This window comes from Pseudogracilibacillus sp. SO10305 (assembly GCF_037072005.1).
GTDB classification, from domain to species: domain Bacteria; phylum Bacillota; class Bacilli; order Bacillales; family Amphibacillaceae; genus Pseudogracilibacillus; species Pseudogracilibacillus intestinigallinarum.
Map to the genome: position 1 here is coordinate 36,398 of NZ_JAXHDE010000011.1, position 16,674 is coordinate 53,071.

Here is a 16,674-nt window from a genome sequence, read left to right on the forward strand (position 1 = left end):
AATGATACCTATGTCAGAAAATAGAGCTATTGGAGTAGCGAGTAGTAAATTAATATTAGTAGGCGAGCATGCTGTTGTTCATGGACAACCAGCGATTGCTTTGCCATTTCCTTTAATTAAGGTCGAATCGAGTGTTCAGGAAATAGAAGGACCCATTCGTTTGGAAAGTGAATTGTATAATGGCCTTTTAGATGAGGCGCCAACGCAATTATCAGGCATTGTACAAACGATAAAGGAAACATTAATTTGTTTACGGGTTCCTGCAGAAAATTTACTGATTCAAATCCACTCAACGATACCTCCTGGAAAAGGGTTAGGTTCTAGTGCATCTGTCGCTATTGCGATTGTAAGGTCGTTGTTTCATTATACAAATACACCGTATACAAATGATCAACTATTAAAGCTAGCAAATATTGCTGAAACATATGCACATGGAGCACCAAGTGGAATTGATTCGATTACGATAACATCATCGAGTCCTGTTTGGTATCAAAAGGAAGCATCAGTTGATTATATTGAACCTAAAGGGACGTTTTACTTCGTCGTTGCAGATACAGGAATGATGGCAGATACAAAATCATCTGTAGCGAACGTAAAAGAACTTTTAAAAACAGCTCCTGAAAAAATGTACGGTGCCGTAGAGCGTATTGGTGAAATTACGTATCAAGTACGTGAAGCATTAGAAAAATCGAGTAAAAAGGTCCTCGGTTATTTATTAAACGAGGCGCAACATGAATTGGAATTATTAGGAGTTAGTAATGAAGGTTTAGAAAGATTAATTCAGTTTGCCCGAAAAGAAGGTGCACTTGGTGCAAAATTAACTGGGGCTGGAAAAGGTGGTTGTATGATTGCCTTGGCACAAAATGAACTACATTCAAAACAATTAAGTGAAAAGCTAAAACAGTTTGGGGCACAAGCTGTTTGGCCATTCGTCCTTAAAAATGAACATATCGAATAAAAAATGAAGGAAATCGGCTGCCCGGTTTCCTATTTGTCTGTATATAACAAATATGTAAAGGGGTATGAACATGAAGGGAACAGCGAAAGCACATACGAATATTGCGTTAATTAAATATTGGGGAAAACGGAACGAGGAGTTAATTTTACCGACAAATAGTAGCTTATCAGTTACGTTGGATGGATTACATACCGAAACGACCGTGCAATTCCACGAAGATTTACAAGAGGATGTATTTGTTTTAGATAATAAAGAAGTAACAGGTGTAGCATATGATCGTGTTACAAACTATTTAAATTTATTCCGTAATTATGCGAATAAACAAGGGTTATTTGCCGAAGTAACTTCCACGAATAAAGTTCCAACAGCAGCTGGATTTGCTTCAAGTGCATCAGGATTTGCTGCATTGGCTGGAGCAACGTCAAAAGCACTTGATTTACAGTTATCAGATGAAGATTTATCACGTTTTACACGTCAAGGGTCTGGTTCGGCTTGTCGCTCTATTTATGGTGGATTTGTAGAGTGGCAAATGGGGGAACGTGATGATGGCCAAGATTCATTCGCAGTACAAGTTGCACCACAGGATCACTGGGATATTCGGGTAGCAGCCGTTGTGTTAACCGCAGAGGAAAAAGATGTTTCAAGTCGTGTAGGAATGAGGAGGACTGTGGAAACATCCGTGTTTTATGATGGTTGGTTACAAAGTTTACCGAAAGACATGGAGACGATTAAAGAAGGAATTCGTGATAAAGATTTTGAGAAAGTTGGTAAAGTGGCAGAAGCGAATTGTTTAAAAATGCATGCGACAACATTTGGGGCGACACCTCCGTTTACGTATTGGCAAGATACGACAATGTCTTTAATGCAAACTGTACAAAATTTACGAAAAAAAGATATTCCAGCATATTTTACCATCGATGCAGGTCCGAATGTGAAAGTAATCTATTTACCAGAACATGAGGGAGAAGTGTTACGAACATTAGAAGCTGCACGAGGTGTAGAAAAAATTATCGTAAGTAAAGTTGGGGCAGGTATTTCGTATAAATAAGGAGGCAGCACATTAATGGAACAGGCGATAAAAATAAAGGTACCAGGTAAATTAATGGTTGCTGGAGAATTTGCTGTATTAGAAAAGCATCATCCATTAATTGTGATGGCTGTCAATCGTTTTGTAGAAACGACGATTGAAAAAACTCCGATTAGTCGTGTTTGTTTGCCAGATGTAGAAGTCCCCTCTGCAACATGGGATTTTTTAAAAAAGAGAGTGCATATTCATCATTCGAGCAGACGCATGTCCTTTGTGAATGATGCGATGTCTTATACATTAAGGTATTTAAAGGAACAAAACATCGAAATTGAGCCATTTACAATCACTGTACATAGTGAGCTCGATGATAAAAAGACAGGTGTAAAATTTGGCCTAGGTTCTAGTGCGGCAGTTGTTACTTCGGTCGTGAGGGCTATTTTACAACTATTTCTCGGAGATAAAGTGACAGATGAACTCGTATTTAAATTAGCATCGATATCACATGTGAAAACTCAAGGAAATGGTTCTGGTGCAGATATTGCAGCTTCGACATATGGTGGTGTCCTTTTATACACTTCTTTCCAAGCAGAATGGCTTTTAAGTCAATTCCGAAAAACACGTTCAATAACAGAATTGATTGAAAAAGATTGGAAGTATTTATCGATTAAACAATTGAAGTTTCCACCATCGATTCAACTAGCTGTCGGTTGGACAGGAAAGGCTGCATCAACAAAAAGCTTAGTAAAAGAAGTAAAGAAAATGGATGATCGATCCGTTTATGAAGCATTTTTAGTTAAAAGTAAAACGGCGGTATTGTTGATGATTGAAGGGATGGAAACAGAAAATGTCGCAAAATTTTTGAAAGGTATCGAGCAAAATCGTATTGCTTTAGCGGAAATGGGCAATATTGCAAAAGTACCAATTGAAACAGAAAAACTTCGTAAATTGCGAGATGAAGCAGTCAAACTCGGTGGTGCTGGGAAACTATCTGGTGCCGGGGGCGGAGATTGTGGCATAGCCTTCTTACCACTCGATAAAGACGTGGATGAGTTGTATGGAGCTTGGGAACAATTGAATATCAAACCTTTAACAATAAATGTATATGAACGTGCTGAATAAATATACAAATTTTTGTTGAGTTGAGTCAACCTCCTCACTTCATATAAAATAAAATTATATATGAAGTGAGGGGGTTATTTTAATGAAACGAAATATCTCTGTTATTGGAGTACCGATGGATTTAGGCCAATTGAAACGTGGTGTCGACATGGGACCACAAGCAATTCGTTATGCAGGTGTAATAGAAAAATTGCAAACTTTGCAATATGATGTATCTGATTTTGGTGATATAAAAGTAGTGGATGTAGCAAGTGAGGATAGTCATGTAGCGGAAAACTTAAACAATTTAACCGCGGTAAAAAAAGTGAACGAAACGTTAGCAAATACGGTAGATGAAACGATAGAACGAGGCGATTTTCCACTTGTATTTGGTGGAGACCATAGTATCGCAATTGGATCACTTGCCGGCATAGCGAAACACTATGAAAATATTGGTGTTATTTGGTTTGATGCACATGGTGATATGAACACAGATAAAACCTCTCCATCCGGCAATATTCATGGTATGTCTTTAGCTGCAAGTGTAGGGCATGGCCATCCTTCTCTCGTTCATCTATTTGAAGCGAAAACAAAAATACAACCTGAAAATGTCGTTTTAATTGGGGTGCGTGAATTAGACCGAGGAGAAATTGAATTGTTACGCCAGTTAAATGTAAAGGTGTTTACGATGCATGAAGTGGATACAATGGGAATGAAGGCTGTAATGGATGAAGCATTACAATATTTACAAGACCGAACAGATAAAATTCATGTAAGTTTTGATTTAGATGTATTAGATCCATCAGAAGCACCAGGTGTTGGAACTCCTGTAATTGGAGGAATAACGTATCGTGAGGCACATGTTGCATTAGAACTCCTAGCAAAAACGAAAGGTATCACTTCAGCAGAATTTGTAGAAGTAAACCCTATTTTAGATGCTCGAAATAAAACCGCTGAACTAACCGTCGCCTTAATAGGTTCATTATTTGGAGAAACATTATTTTAAGTTTTAAGTTTTAAGGAAAGGCAAGGACGCTGTCGTTTAATGTATAGTTGCAAGAATACGCGGTGGAGTTGCAAGAATGCGCGGTGGAGTTGCAAGAATACCGGTCGAAGTTGCAAGAATGTGTGGTGGAGTTGCAAGAATACAGGTCAAAGTTGCAAGAATACCGGTCGAAGTTGCAAGAATGTGTGGTGGAGTTGCAAGAATACAGGTCAAAGTTGCAAGAATATGGGTCAAAGTTGCAAGAATACAGGTCGAAGTTGCAAGAATGCGCGGTGGAGTTGCAAGAATACAGGTCAAAGTTGCAAGAATACGCAGTGGAGTTGCAAGAATGCAGGTCAAAGTTGCAAGAATACCGGTCGAAGTTGCAAGAATGCGCGGTGGAGTTGCAAGAATACAGGTCAAAGTTGCAAGAATGCGCGGTGGAGTTGCAAGAATACAGGTCAAAGTTGCAAGAATGCATGTCGAAGTTGCAAGAATATAGAATGAACCTGCAAGAACTCACGCCGAACCTACAAAAATCAACAGCCAACTTACAAGAACCTACAAAAATCAATCCACATATATAACGAAAAAAGTTAAGCCGTTTCATAGCGTACTTAACTTTTTTATTGTAAAGGAAATGTTTTCAACCATGATTACATACATGGTGCATAGATTATGGTATAATATACGATATATTATTTGGCTATAAAAAGGAAGTGTCGACGTGCTAGCGGATGGACTCGATCTCATCAATATTTTAAGAATTGGCGTAGATATCGCTATCGTCTGGTATGTTTTATATAAATTAATTATGATTATTAGAGGAACGAAGGCAATCCAATTATTAAAAGGAATTGTCGTTGTTATCTTCATTTGGGCATTAAGTATTTTATTTAATTTACAAACGATTCAATGGATAACGAACCAAGCTATTTTATGGGGTTTCCTCGTCATCATTATTTTATTCCAACCAGAATTACGTAGAGCGTTAGAACAGTTAGGGCGTGGAAGTATTTTTTCAAGAAGTACACGTTCAGAAGAAGAAGTAATGGAACAAACGATTAATGCGATTGTTGCTTCTTGTTTGTATATGGCGAAGCGACGCATTGGAGCATTAATAACGATTGAATTAGAAACAGGGACGGGAGAGTATGCTGAAACTGGAATCCCGATTAATGGTAATTTAACGAATCAATTATTAACGAATATATTTACACCAAACACACCATTGCATGATGGTGCGGTTATTATTAAAGATAATGAAATTGTAGCTGCAGCATGTTACTTACCACTTTCTGAAAGTGCGACAATTTCTAGAGACCTGGGGACACGTCATAGAGCTGCCTTAGGAATTAGTGAAGTAACAGACGCATTAACGATCATCGTATCCGAAGAAACTGGTGCGATCTCTTGCACACAGTATGGGGAATTATACCGAGATATTGACGAAGATCGTTTACGTTCCATTTTAGAACGAAACTTAACACAAACATTGAAGAGCCCTGAATCAAAGGCATTTAATTGGAGGGCGAAAAAGAATGGATAAATTATTTCAAAGTAAATGGTTTATAAGGGTTATTTCCCTCGTATTAGCAATAACATTGTATTTATTCGTAACAGTGGAAACAAACCCGGGTCAAAATGAGTCACGAATTGAAACGACAAGTTCCAAAGAAACAGAAGTGATTGATGAAGTACCTTTAGAAATCAAAATTGACGCCGAAAATTATGTTGTAAGTGGTGTGCCTGAACATGTAAAAGTTTCACTAGAAGGTAAGACGAGTGTGTTAACTCCGATTGTTCGACAGCAATCATTTACAGTTTTTGTTGATTTACGTGAATTAGAAGAAGGGTCTCATACGGTTGAGGTCGAATACGATAATATACCGAAAGAAGTAAATGCCTATATTGAACCGAAAACAATCGATGTTCAAATTGAAAAGCGGGCAATGCAAGAGTTTTCAGTTGATGTTGATATTACGAACTTGGACAAATTACCTGTTGGATACGAACTAGGTGAACCATCAGTCGATCCGGAAACTGTGACGATTGTTAGCTCACAAGAAGTTATTGATCAAATCGCCATGGTGAAGGTGTTTGTGGATGTGACAGATTTAAGGGAGTCCATACGTAATAAGGAGTTACCGATCATTGTATATGACGCACAAGGGAATGATTTAAATGTTCGGGTAGAACCATCAAGTGTAACAGTATCAATGGATGTCGATCGTCCAAGCACAAAAGTTCCACTTGATGTAAAAACGAAAGGAAAACTACCGGACAAGTTTGAAATAGATAAAATGGAAGCAGTAGAGGAAATTGAAATTTTCGGTCGCCGTGACGTGTTAGATGAAGTGAAGGAAATTTCGACAGAGGAAATAGATTTAAGTGAAATTGAGAGCTCTGGAGCTATAGAAGTCCCCCTGAATCTACCTGAAGGTATTGCGGTGAATGATGAAAAAATAAAAGTAGACATTACTTTAAAGGAATCTAAGGTATTTAAGGAAATTCCAATCGAAATTAAAGGAGAAGGGGATCAGAAAGTAGTATTTAAACATCCAGAAGATGGCACAATTAGTGTTACAGCTATTGGATTGGATACCCTTATGGAAGAATTGGAAGAATCAGAAATTATCGCATCGATTGATGTTACAAATACTGACAGTGATAAAGAATCTAGAGTAAATATTTCGATTGAAGGACCGAAAGATTTTAAATTTGATGCTGAACCGAAAAAAGTTACAGTTGAAGTGAATGAATAGTGCGAATATGCATGATTGAATTAAAGGAGAGGTAAAGTTGGGTAAATATTTTGGAACAGATGGTGTAAGAGGTGTAGCAAACGAAACATTAACACCGGAAATAGCCTATAAATTAGGAAGAATAAGTGGACATCTATTTAAAAAAGAAGATGGGAAACCAAAAGTATTAATTGGTTTAGACACTCGAGTTTCTGGTCCGATGCTAGAAGGAGCACTTGTGGCAGGGCTTTTATCCATTGGAGCAGAAGTAATGAGATTAGGCGTTATTTCGACACCAGGAGTTGCTTATTTAACAAAAGTAACGAATGCCGAAATGGGGATTATGATTTCTGCATCACATAATCCATTTGGAGATAATGGGATTAAAATCTTTGGACCAAGTGGATATAAATTATCAGATGAACAAGAAGCGGAAATAGAAGCATTAATGGATGAAGAAGATACATTGCCACGTCCAACTGGTGATGGTATTGGAACAGTGAGCAACTATTTCGAAGGGTCACAAAAATATCTGTCATATTTACAAGAGACAGTAGACCATGAATTCACGGACATGTATGTCGGTTTAGATTGTGCAAATGGTGCAACATCAAGTCTTGCAGCACATTTATTTGCTGACTTAGATGCTGAGCTATTTACAATTGGAAATTCACCAAACGGCACAAATATCAATGATGGATATGGTTCGAATGCGACAGAAAATTTACAAGCGTTAGTAAAAGAAAAAGAGTTAGACATTGGACTAGCATTTGATGGAGACGGAGATCGCTTAATTGCGGTTGATGAAAATGGGGAAGTTGTAAATGGAGATCAAGTAATGTATATTTGTGCGAAACATTTACATGAAAAAGGCGCATTGAAAAATGAAACGGTTGTAGCAACGGTAATGAGTAACTTAGGGCTACATCGCTCATTAGAAAAACTAGGTGTTCAAGTTGTGACATCTAACGTTGGAGACCGTTATGTTATGGAGAAAATGGTTGAAGAAGGACATAACTTCGGTGGAGAACAATCTGGTCACGTTATTTTCTTAGACCATAGTACAACGGGTGACGGAATGTTGACGGCTATTCAGCTAGTTAATATTATGAAAGAAACTGGAAAACCTCTGTCTGAATTAGCAGCAGAAATGCCTATTTTCCCACAATTATTAGAAAATGTAGAAGTAACAGATAAAAATGTTGTATTAAATAGTGATGAGGTTTATGCTGAAATCGATGCAGTCGAACAAGCTTTAGGTTCAGATGGTAGGGTGCTCGTTCGTCCTTCAGGAACAGAACCTTTAATTCGAGTAATGGTAGAAGCTGAAACAGAAGATGCATGTGAAACATACGTACAACAAATTGTTGATAAAATTAAAGCATTAGGATTTTAATAAAAGTGGGGCATAAGTCGGGAAAATGTCTTTGGACATTTATATCCTTTACTTATGTCTTAACTTTTTTTATTGGCAAATTGTGTGAAATTGAGGTGGACGTAAATGGAGTTAGATATTAAAAAAATACATGCGAATCCTCCGTATGGAATGATCTCAATTTTGTTTATCGGTGCTTTTGCGGCATTATTAAACAATACTTTATTAAACATCGCCCTTCCGACGATTATGGTGGAATTCGATGTATCACCTGCAAAGGTGCAATGGGTAACGACGAGTTATATGCTTGTTAACGGAATTTTAATTCCAGCAAGTGCCTTTTTAACTCAAAGATTTTCAAATCGAAAAATATTTCTAACTGCAATGTCATTATTTACTTTAGGAACATTTATTGCGATGATTTCTCCAAACTTTTCTATTTTAGTGCTCGGGAGAATGTTACAAGCAAGTGGTTCCGGAATGATGATGCCACTTTTAATGAATATTATTTTGATTGTATTTCCAATTGAAAAGCGAGGAACGGCGATGGGGTTTTTCGGACTTGTAATGTTTGTCGCACCAGCAATTGGTCCAACTTTATCTGGTTGGATTGTCGAGCATTATTCTTGGAGAATTTTATTCGCACTCATTTTACCGTTTGGAATGATCGCACTTATTTATGCGTCATTCCGCTTAAAAAACTTAACACCAATTAAAGATATGACGTTAGACGTTTTATCACTCGTTTTATCTAGTATTGCTTTTGGTGGATTATTGTATGGATTTAGTTCTGTCGGAGATTTAGGATGGAATCATTATCTCGTTTATGTACCGATTACAGTAGGTACGATTACGTTATTTTTATTTGTTCGTAGACAGTTTACGCTACGTGAGCCAATGTTAGACTTTCGTATTTATCGGTTTCCAATGTTTGCCTTATCTTCTGTTATTTCAGTCGTTGTCTCAGCTTCCATGTTTTCAGGGATGATTTTAACTCCTCTATATGTGCAAGAAGTTAGAGGGATTTCCCCGTTTCATTCTGGTATACTGATGTTGCCGGGTGCAATCATTATGGGGTTAATGTCTCCGATTACTGGTCGTTTATTCGATAAATTTGGGGCACGAATTTTAGCGTTGATCGGTTTAACAGTGATGGTGACGACTACATTTCTATTAAGTTCGCTAACGATGGAAGATAGTTATTTTTATTTAATGACGATTTATACAGTGCGTATGTTTGGGATGTCTCTTGTAATGATGCCTGTTATGACGAATGGGTTAAATGAAATTCCGATGGAGGCAAATCCACACGGTACGGCAATTAATAATACGTTACAACAAGTGTCAGGTGCTATCGGTACAGCATTTTTATTAACGATTATGACAACAAAATCAAAAAGTGCTGGCTTAGAACTAGCGGATAAAATAGCATCCGGTAAAGTGATGCCAGATGCGTCTTTAGAACATTTAGCGATGTTAGAAGGAATTAACCATGCATTTTTCATATCAACCATTTTGGCGTTTGTTGCACTAGTTTTAGCACTTTTTATTAAGAAACCAATTCCTTATGAGAATAACATAAAAGGAAGTATGTAAAAGAGGGATAAAACAATGGTATATTATATTGCAGGATATGCTTTAAAAGTATTTTTAACGATTTTTGGTGGCCCAATTAAAGTATTCGGAAGAGAGAAATTGCCTAAAAATGATGGTTACGTTATTGCGTGTACACATACAGGATGGGTAGATATTTTATGGTTAGGGATTTCTATACTACCACTAAAAATAAATTATATGGCGAAGAAAGAGTTGTTCGAATCAAAGGGGTTAAAGTGGTTAATGGAACATTTAAATGCCTTTCCGGTCGATCGAGAAAACCCGGGGCCTAGTTCCATTAAGACGCCGATGCGTTTAATTAAAGACGGGAAAATTGTCGGTATATTTCCAAGTGGAACACGCTCGAGTGAAGATGTACCATTAAAGCGTGGGGCAGTGACGATTGCAAGTTACGCAAAGTCACCAATTATTCCAGCAGCATATGTAGGGCCGAATAACTTTAAAGAGTTATTTCGCTTTAAACGTGCCAAAATTGCCTTTGGAGAACCGATTCATTTAAGAAAAGATGTGCCTAAAAAAGAGGCGTTAGATTATTTAATGGAAGATTTAAACAAGGCGATGAAGGAATTACAAGAAGGACTAGAATAGATATTACTTTTCATAAAATTCGTAATATATGGTATAATTTTGTTGTAATCATAATACATAGAGGATGGTGCTTTCATGTTTAAAAGGTTAGTAACATTCGGTGCAATGCTTGCTTTAATAGTGAGTTTCATTGTACCTACAACAGCTGTATTTGCAAATGAAGAAAATGTCGAAAATAATGAAGCAGTAAACGAACAAGCTGAAAACACAGAAGCAAATGAAGAAACAAATGACGAAGCAGAATCGAATAATGAGGCAGAAACAAATGAAAATAATGCTGAAAACGAAGATGCTGAACCAGCAGAAACACAAGAAACAAACTTAATTTACTGGATTGTAATTGGGTATGTCTTCGTTTTATCTGTAGGACTATATGCATTTACTGAAGGTACGAAAAAAGATGAATAAAAAGTAATATCGTGTTAGAAAAATCTAGCATAAATAAGAAGGGATTTCAGTTCAATTTAATACTGGAATCCTTTTTTATATCGAAAAAAAAGGAAATATAGGATGTTCACGTATATGTCAAAAATATGATACATGTTTAAAATAGTAGTGTTTAAAAGGAGGAATTGAATAAAAGGCTATTTGTAAAGGGTTAGATATGTACTACTAGTAAAAAATATTGTTACCGCTATCTCGAATTTCTAACTTCAGTTTGGTACAATAAAATAAAAAGCAAAGCGAGGTTTTATTGTGGAATGGTTCCAAACCTATCAATGGGAAGTTTTTATTTTCCTAGAAATAGCCTCTTGGATTTTTTTGTTTCTATTTTTATTGTTACGTTATGCGTTTGATCGAGTAAAAATAGGGCAAATTTTTCTCGTATTATTTTTGTTATTTATTATATTTGAAGGAATTCTTGCCTTCATAAATTATCGACAAACAGGGGAAATCGATACATTTCAGATCGTTGTATTCATTTTTATTATATATGCTTGTACGTTTGGAATCAGTGACTTTAAAAAACTTGACCGTTATATCAAGCAAACAGTAGGAAAATGGCGGAAAGTAGATTTGCTTACAGAAAAAGATAGAGCAGTAATGGAAAAACAACAAAACCCTAAATATATAGCGCGTCGTTATCGTTTATGGTGGTACGGACATACCATCGCATTTATAATTGCTAACATTATTTTTTGGCAATTATATGGAGATAAAGCGACAGAGTTTTTATCGTATATTCAAGATTGGTCTTGGTTTGAAGAAGAGACGATTCATCATGCACCATATAAACATGAAATGGTTATGAACATTGTTCGTTTATGGCTCGTTATTTATGTAATCGATACGATTATCGCATGGTCATATACATTTTTTCCGAGCAAAAAGAAAGGGGAATAAACTAAGATGATTCGAACAGCAATTCCAGTACATGAAGCAATTGAAAAGGTATTAGCACATACAACACAATTACATAGCGAAACTGTCAAACTTGAGGATGCATATGGGAGGGTATTGCGCGCACCGATAGTTGCGAGTCACCCAGTCCCTCCATTTGACCGCTCTGCATATGACGGGTATGCCGTTCGTTCAGAAGATACCGTACATGCAACGAAAACGAATAAGATTGCTTTTAAAAAAATCGGCGACATTGGTGCAGGTTATGTCGGAAGAAAACGACTTCAACCTTTTGAAGCGTACCGAATTATGACGGGGGCAAAATTGCCTGAAGGTGCCGACGCGATTATTATGTTAGAGCATACAGAAACGACAGAAGATGGTTTTACAATTAACACACCAATTAAGCATCATGAAAACATTTCTTTTACAGGGGAAGATGCTAAAGAAGGCGAAATGCTCATAGAGGCAGGAGATATCATTCATCCTGGTACGAGCGCATTATTAGCAACATTTGGCTATGCAAATGTTGAAGTCGGGAAAAAACCTCGTGTTAGTATTTTATCGACAGGTACCGAGTTATTAAACGTAGATGAACCGTTACAAGACGGGAAAATTCGAAATTCAAATGGGCCAATGCTAGAAGCACAACTCAAACGGATGGGTATTCAAGCTACTTCTTACGGGATGTCGGAAGATAATTTAGATGCGTGTACGAAAATCGTAGAAGAAGCATTAGAAAATTCCGATGTCGTAATGACGACTGGTGGGGTGTCGGTAGGTGATTATGATTATTTACCGCAAATTTATGAACGTTTAGGTGCGACAGTGTTATTCGATAAAATTATGATGCGACCAGGAAGTGTGACAACGGTCGCTGTAGTAGGAGATAAATTATTATTTGGGCTTTCAGGAAATCCATCCGCATGTTTTACTGGCTTTGAATTGTATGCTCGTCCAGCTTTATTAAAAATGATGGGTGCTACAAAATTGTTTTTACCGACGATGAAAGCATCCTTAGGTGAAGATTTTACAAAGGCGAATCCGTTCACACGATTTATTCGCGCATCTTGGGATATTCAAAATGGAAAGATCGTTGCTTCCCCTGCAGGTTTTAATAAATCAAATGCCGTTTCATCGATAGCTAGAGGAAACTGCATCATCGTTTTACCTAGTGGTTCTGAAGGCTATGTAAAAGGGGCAGAGATTGATGTATTATTATTAGGACAAGAACAGGGTGTTGCACAATGGATACTGTAAAGATATTACATGTAGTCGGATATAAAAATAGTGGAAAAACAACATTAATGAAAAATTGGATATCATATTTAAAGGAATCAGGTTATAAAGTAGCGGCAATTAAACATCATGGCCATGGAGCAAAACTTGCGATGCCAGATGAAGCGAAAGATTCCATGCAATATATTGCACATGGTGCTGATATGTCACTTGTCAGTGGGGGCGGTTATACACAGCAAATTATGCAAAAAGAATCTTCTTACAAGGAATTAATCGCACTTGCAAGACGAGATGAACCGGATATTATTTTAGTAGAAGGATTTAAAGAAGAACAAGGAAAGAAAGTAGTGCTTGCAACAGAAGAAGAATGGGAGACATTACAACAACTTGATGGAATTGTGCTCGTTGTAGGTGATGTAGAAACGGATCGTTATGAAACGATTGCTTCCCGTACATTTGAAGATCGCTTAAATAGTTGGTTACGTAGTTGGTTAAGAGAAGCTTTTTGATTTGAGGGATATGACTATGGCACAAGAACGAGTTATCGGTATATTGTTAGCTGGGGGGTTATCTAGTCGTTACGGGGAACCGAAAGCTTTTGCAACGTGGAAAAATAAAAAATTTTATATATGGTCATATAATATTTTACATGATCTTTGTGATGAGGTTATCGTAGTAACGCGAGAAGATTTACAAGCCCTGTTTCCAAAAAATATCGTCACTATAACTGATGTAGAGCCTTTTGTTGGTTGTGGACCACTTGCTGGTATTTATAGTGCGATGGAAACAGTGGAAGGTACTCAATATGTAGTGTTACCTTGTGATATGCCGTTAATGGAGAAAGATGTCATTAAAAAACTTATTGAAAAACATAAAAAAGGTGTTACAGTAGTAAAAACAGAACATTATATTCAAGCACTCGTTTCTATTTGGGATAAATCAATGAAACAACTGATTTATGAAGCACTCATACAAAAGCAATATAAAATAAAGGCGGTATTAAAAGAACCATATGTACATATGGTAGAGGGAAAATCATTAACTGATGAAGCACATATATTTTCCAATATTAATACGAAGGAAGAAGAGAGGAGGTTGGAAGCATGGAACCGATTGTAGACAAATTTGGTCGGCCCATTCGTGATTTACGTATTTCGGTGACAGACCGATGTAATTTTCGATGCACATATTGTATGCCGAAGGAAATATTTGGGGATGATTATGTATTCCTACCAAAAGAGGAATTATTAACATTCGAGGAAATTGTCCGTTTAAGTGAATTATTTGCATCGCTAGGTGTAGAAAAATTACGATTAACTGGTGGAGAACCTTTACTTAGACAAGACTTACCAAACTTAATCGAAAAATTATACGCGATTGAAGGAATTCATGATATCGGATTAACGACGAACGCAGTAATGCTTGGAAAATATGCCCAGCCTTTATTTGATGCAGGATTACGTCGTCTAAATATTAGTTTAGATGCTCTGTCAAAAGAGGTTTTTGGCAAAATGAATGGTCGTGGAACGACTCCAGATATCGTATTAAAAAATATTGATCTTGCCAAAGAAATTGGTTTTGAAATTAAAGTAAATATGGTCGTTCAAAAAGGGGTCAATGAACGAGAAATAATCCCGATGGCAACGTATTTTAAAGAACGAGGAATTACTTTACGATATATTGAATTTATGGATGTTGGAAATGATAATGCATGGAGTTTTGAACGTGTCGTTTCTAAAAAAGAGATATATGATATGCTTAACGAAAATTTCGATTTAGAGCCAGTAGAAGCGAGCTATTTCGGGGAAGTGGCGAAACGATATCGATATAAAGATAATGGAGCCGAGGTCGGTTTTATTACTTCTGTTTCTGAATCATTTTGTTCATCTTGTACGCGAGCGCGGCTTTCTTCGGAAGGGAAAATATATACATGTTTATTTGCTTCAAGTGGATTTGATATAAAAGAACTCGTTCGGAAAGGATATTCAGACGAACAGTTATTAGAAGCATTAACGACGGTTTGGGAAAATCGAACAGATCGTTATTCTGATGAACGAACAGAAGAAACTGCGAAAAAGCGAAAGAAGATAAATATGAGTTATATTGGTGGATAAATAATCGGGTTTGGATCAACGAAGTTACCATGAAATACGAATGATCATTCAAAAAAAGAAATGTACAAAAATTTCTGCGGGAGAAAAAGCTTTGCTAAGTCTCAATAAGTTATAGACTATAAGAGACATAGCAACTCCTCGCTAAAAAATAACAGTACATTTCTTTTTTAGTTATGTAACATGAATTATTCGTATTGTAAGGTTCTACCTTAACTTATGTTCCAAGCTCGTTACTCGTTTTATTATGAAGCGAATTCTTTTATAATTTCCGCTAACTCTTTTTCTTCTTTTGATAATGAAAAGTCTTTGTCTAAATTTTGAAAGGAGTTAAGATGGTCGAACTCTCTCTTATCTTTTATTGTAGAATCGATTATCGTTAAGATTTCGTCGTCCGACAACAAATCTTCTGTATCAGAAGTGTTGATAACATAGTAATAGGAACCATCTTTCCATTCATATGATGTGTCATTTACTTCGCCATCATCGTTGATACTCATATGTTTGATTACTTCTGTACCGTTGTCAGCTTTTAAAGATTCTGTTTCCTTACTATCTTCGTCATAAATTTCTAATTGTTCTGCTCTAATATGAAAAACGTATGTTAAATGTTCAATATTATAAAAAGCTCTTACTTCATTTGTATGCCTTGAAGAAGGGGTTTCAGATGGATTATTTAGTACACCGATAGACTCCATTTCTACACGTTCTTCATTAAATGATGGAAATTTAACTTCATTTAAATCAATTGTGAAGTGATCGTAAATCGGGTTATATGCCCCTTCATTTTCTGTATTCATTGATTTTGTCATTAGCTTTAGCAATGTTTGCATTTTTTCTTTATCTTCAGTGGATTGTACATTAGAAATAAATGGATTATATAATCTCCCATCAAATTCAAACGCCATACCATATACGCCGTCATCTGTTTGATAGTACACTCCTTCTTTTCCATTTTCGGAAAACTCCTCTATGTTTGTTGCTTCTGATTCATCTTCCTCCATAAATGTATCGATTCCATATTCTGTTAATACGGAAGATTGTAGCAGTTGTACGAGGACATCTGTCACATCAATCGACGTTTCTACACTAATTGGCTGTTTTTCCTCTAGAGGTCGATTAAACATATTTATATTCATATAGTCATCGCCAGGTTCAAGAATACTAATAATTGGTTCGTCCTTTGCAGCTTCAAATAAATTAAGTAAAGCTTCACGTTGATTGATCGATTTATCCGTATCAATGAGAGGTGCGTCAGGGTTTTTTGGTTCAATTATGCTGTTTTCTTGTTGTAAAACCTCATTATTTCCTGCATTTTCTGCTTCTATATTATTTTTCTCGTTAGGCTTCTCATTTTCATTAGTTATATTACAACTTACAAGCATCATAACGGCAAAACTAATGACCACCCATTTTAATAATTGCTTCAATATGAATTCCTCCTTGTATGTACATTTTGACTTTAAAAAACGTATGTTTTATATACTACCGAAATTAAAAGTAGAATTCTAGAGAAATTTTGAAAAATTTAAAAGATGATAGAAAAGTAGTGGGACAACAATAAAGTTACATAGGTCTTTTATGATATATC

General features: G+C 36.4%; 17 protein-coding genes. 16 read left to right on the forward strand and 1 reads right to left on the reverse strand.

Annotated elements, in window-relative coordinates; genetic code table 11:
- Window positions 1-10: 10 nt before the first annotated feature.
- The 16 genes from mvk (at window position 11) to moaA (ending at window position 15,086) form a co-directional block, all read left to right on the forward strand.
- Window positions 11-958, forward strand: coding sequence for a mevalonate kinase (gene mvk, locus SPD45_RS09750; RefSeq protein WP_336267539.1), 948 nt, complete (start codon window positions 11-13; stop codon window positions 956-958).
- Between the two features lie 70 nt (window positions 959-1,028).
- Window positions 1,029-2,006 (forward strand): diphosphomevalonate decarboxylase, encoded by a 978-nt coding sequence (gene mvaD / locus SPD45_RS09755; protein WP_336267540.1) that lies wholly within the window; start codon window positions 1,029-1,031, stop codon window positions 2,004-2,006.
- Window positions 2,007-2,021: 15 nt separating this feature from the next.
- Window positions 2,022-3,104 carry a phosphomevalonate kinase gene (locus SPD45_RS09760; protein WP_336267541.1) on the forward strand — a complete coding sequence of 361 codons (1,083 nt, stop codon included), beginning with the start codon at window positions 2,022-2,024 and terminating at the stop codon, window positions 3,102-3,104.
- An 82-nt stretch (window positions 3,105-3,186) separates the two neighbouring features.
- On the forward strand, window positions 3,187-4,089 hold the full coding sequence (rocF, locus tag SPD45_RS09765) for an arginase (RefSeq protein WP_336267542.1): 903 nt from the start codon (window positions 3,187-3,189) through the stop codon (window positions 4,087-4,089).
- Window positions 4,090-4,136: 47 nt separating this feature from the next.
- Complete coding sequence (locus SPD45_RS09770) at window positions 4,137-4,655, forward strand: hypothetical protein (RefSeq protein ID WP_336267543.1); 519 nt, start codon at window positions 4,137-4,139, stop codon at window positions 4,653-4,655.
- A gap of 140 nt (window positions 4,656-4,795) precedes the next feature.
- Entirely contained in the window at window positions 4,796-5,617 is an 822-nt protein-coding gene (gene cdaA, locus SPD45_RS09775) for a diadenylate cyclase CdaA (protein WP_336267544.1), read from the forward strand.
- Window positions 5,610-6,833: a CdaR family protein gene (locus tag SPD45_RS09780; protein WP_336267545.1), complete on the forward strand. Its 1,224-nt coding sequence runs from the start codon at window positions 5,610-5,612 to the stop codon at window positions 6,831-6,833. The genes cdaA and SPD45_RS09780 overlap by 8 nt, the downstream gene beginning before the upstream one ends.
- Window positions 6,834-6,870: 37 nt before the next feature.
- Window positions 6,871-8,208: a phosphoglucosamine mutase gene (gene glmM / locus SPD45_RS09785; protein WP_336267546.1), complete on the forward strand. Its 1,338-nt coding sequence runs from the start codon at window positions 6,871-6,873 to the stop codon at window positions 8,206-8,208.
- 105 nt (window positions 8,209-8,313) lie between these two features.
- Entirely contained in the window at window positions 8,314-9,783 is a 1,470-nt protein-coding gene (locus SPD45_RS09790) for a DHA2 family efflux MFS transporter permease subunit (RefSeq protein ID WP_336267547.1), read from the forward strand.
- A 15-nt stretch (window positions 9,784-9,798) separates the two neighbouring features.
- Window positions 9,799-10,392, forward strand: coding sequence for a lysophospholipid acyltransferase family protein (locus SPD45_RS09795; RefSeq protein WP_336267548.1), 594 nt, complete (start codon window positions 9,799-9,801; stop codon window positions 10,390-10,392).
- Window positions 10,393-10,467: 75 nt separating this feature from the next.
- Complete coding sequence (locus tag SPD45_RS09800) at window positions 10,468-10,800, forward strand: hypothetical protein (RefSeq protein WP_336267549.1); 333 nt, start codon at window positions 10,468-10,470, stop codon at window positions 10,798-10,800.
- Between the two features lie 288 nt (window positions 10,801-11,088).
- Window positions 11,089-11,736 (forward strand): hypothetical protein, encoded by a 648-nt coding sequence (locus SPD45_RS09805; RefSeq protein WP_336267550.1) that lies wholly within the window; start codon window positions 11,089-11,091, stop codon window positions 11,734-11,736.
- A gap of 6 nt (window positions 11,737-11,742) precedes the next feature.
- The gene (locus SPD45_RS09810; RefSeq protein ID WP_336267552.1) at window positions 11,743-12,993 is read left to right on the forward strand and encodes a molybdopterin molybdotransferase MoeA; all 1,251 of its coding nucleotides are present in this window, start codon (window positions 11,743-11,745) and stop codon (window positions 12,991-12,993) included.
- Complete coding sequence (gene mobB / locus SPD45_RS09815; RefSeq protein WP_336267553.1) at window positions 12,981-13,481, forward strand: molybdopterin-guanine dinucleotide biosynthesis protein B; 501 nt, start codon at window positions 12,981-12,983, stop codon at window positions 13,479-13,481. The genes SPD45_RS09810 and mobB overlap by 13 nt, the downstream gene beginning before the upstream one ends.
- Window positions 13,482-13,497: 16 nt before the next feature.
- Window positions 13,498-14,091 (forward strand): molybdenum cofactor guanylyltransferase, encoded by a 594-nt coding sequence (locus SPD45_RS09820; protein ID WP_336267554.1) that lies wholly within the window; start codon window positions 13,498-13,500, stop codon window positions 14,089-14,091.
- Window positions 14,076-15,086, forward strand: coding sequence for a GTP 3',8-cyclase MoaA (gene moaA / locus SPD45_RS09825; RefSeq protein WP_336267555.1), 1,011 nt, complete (start codon window positions 14,076-14,078; stop codon window positions 15,084-15,086). The genes SPD45_RS09820 and moaA overlap by 16 nt, the downstream gene beginning before the upstream one ends.
- 242 nt (window positions 15,087-15,328) lie before the next feature.
- Here moaA and SPD45_RS09830 read toward each other — a convergent pair whose 3' ends face one another.
- A complete protein-coding gene (locus tag SPD45_RS09830) occupies window positions 15,329-16,513 on the reverse strand; it encodes a hypothetical protein (RefSeq protein ID WP_336267556.1) in 1,185 nt (394 codons plus the stop codon).
- Window positions 16,514-16,674: the final 161 nt, after the last annotated feature.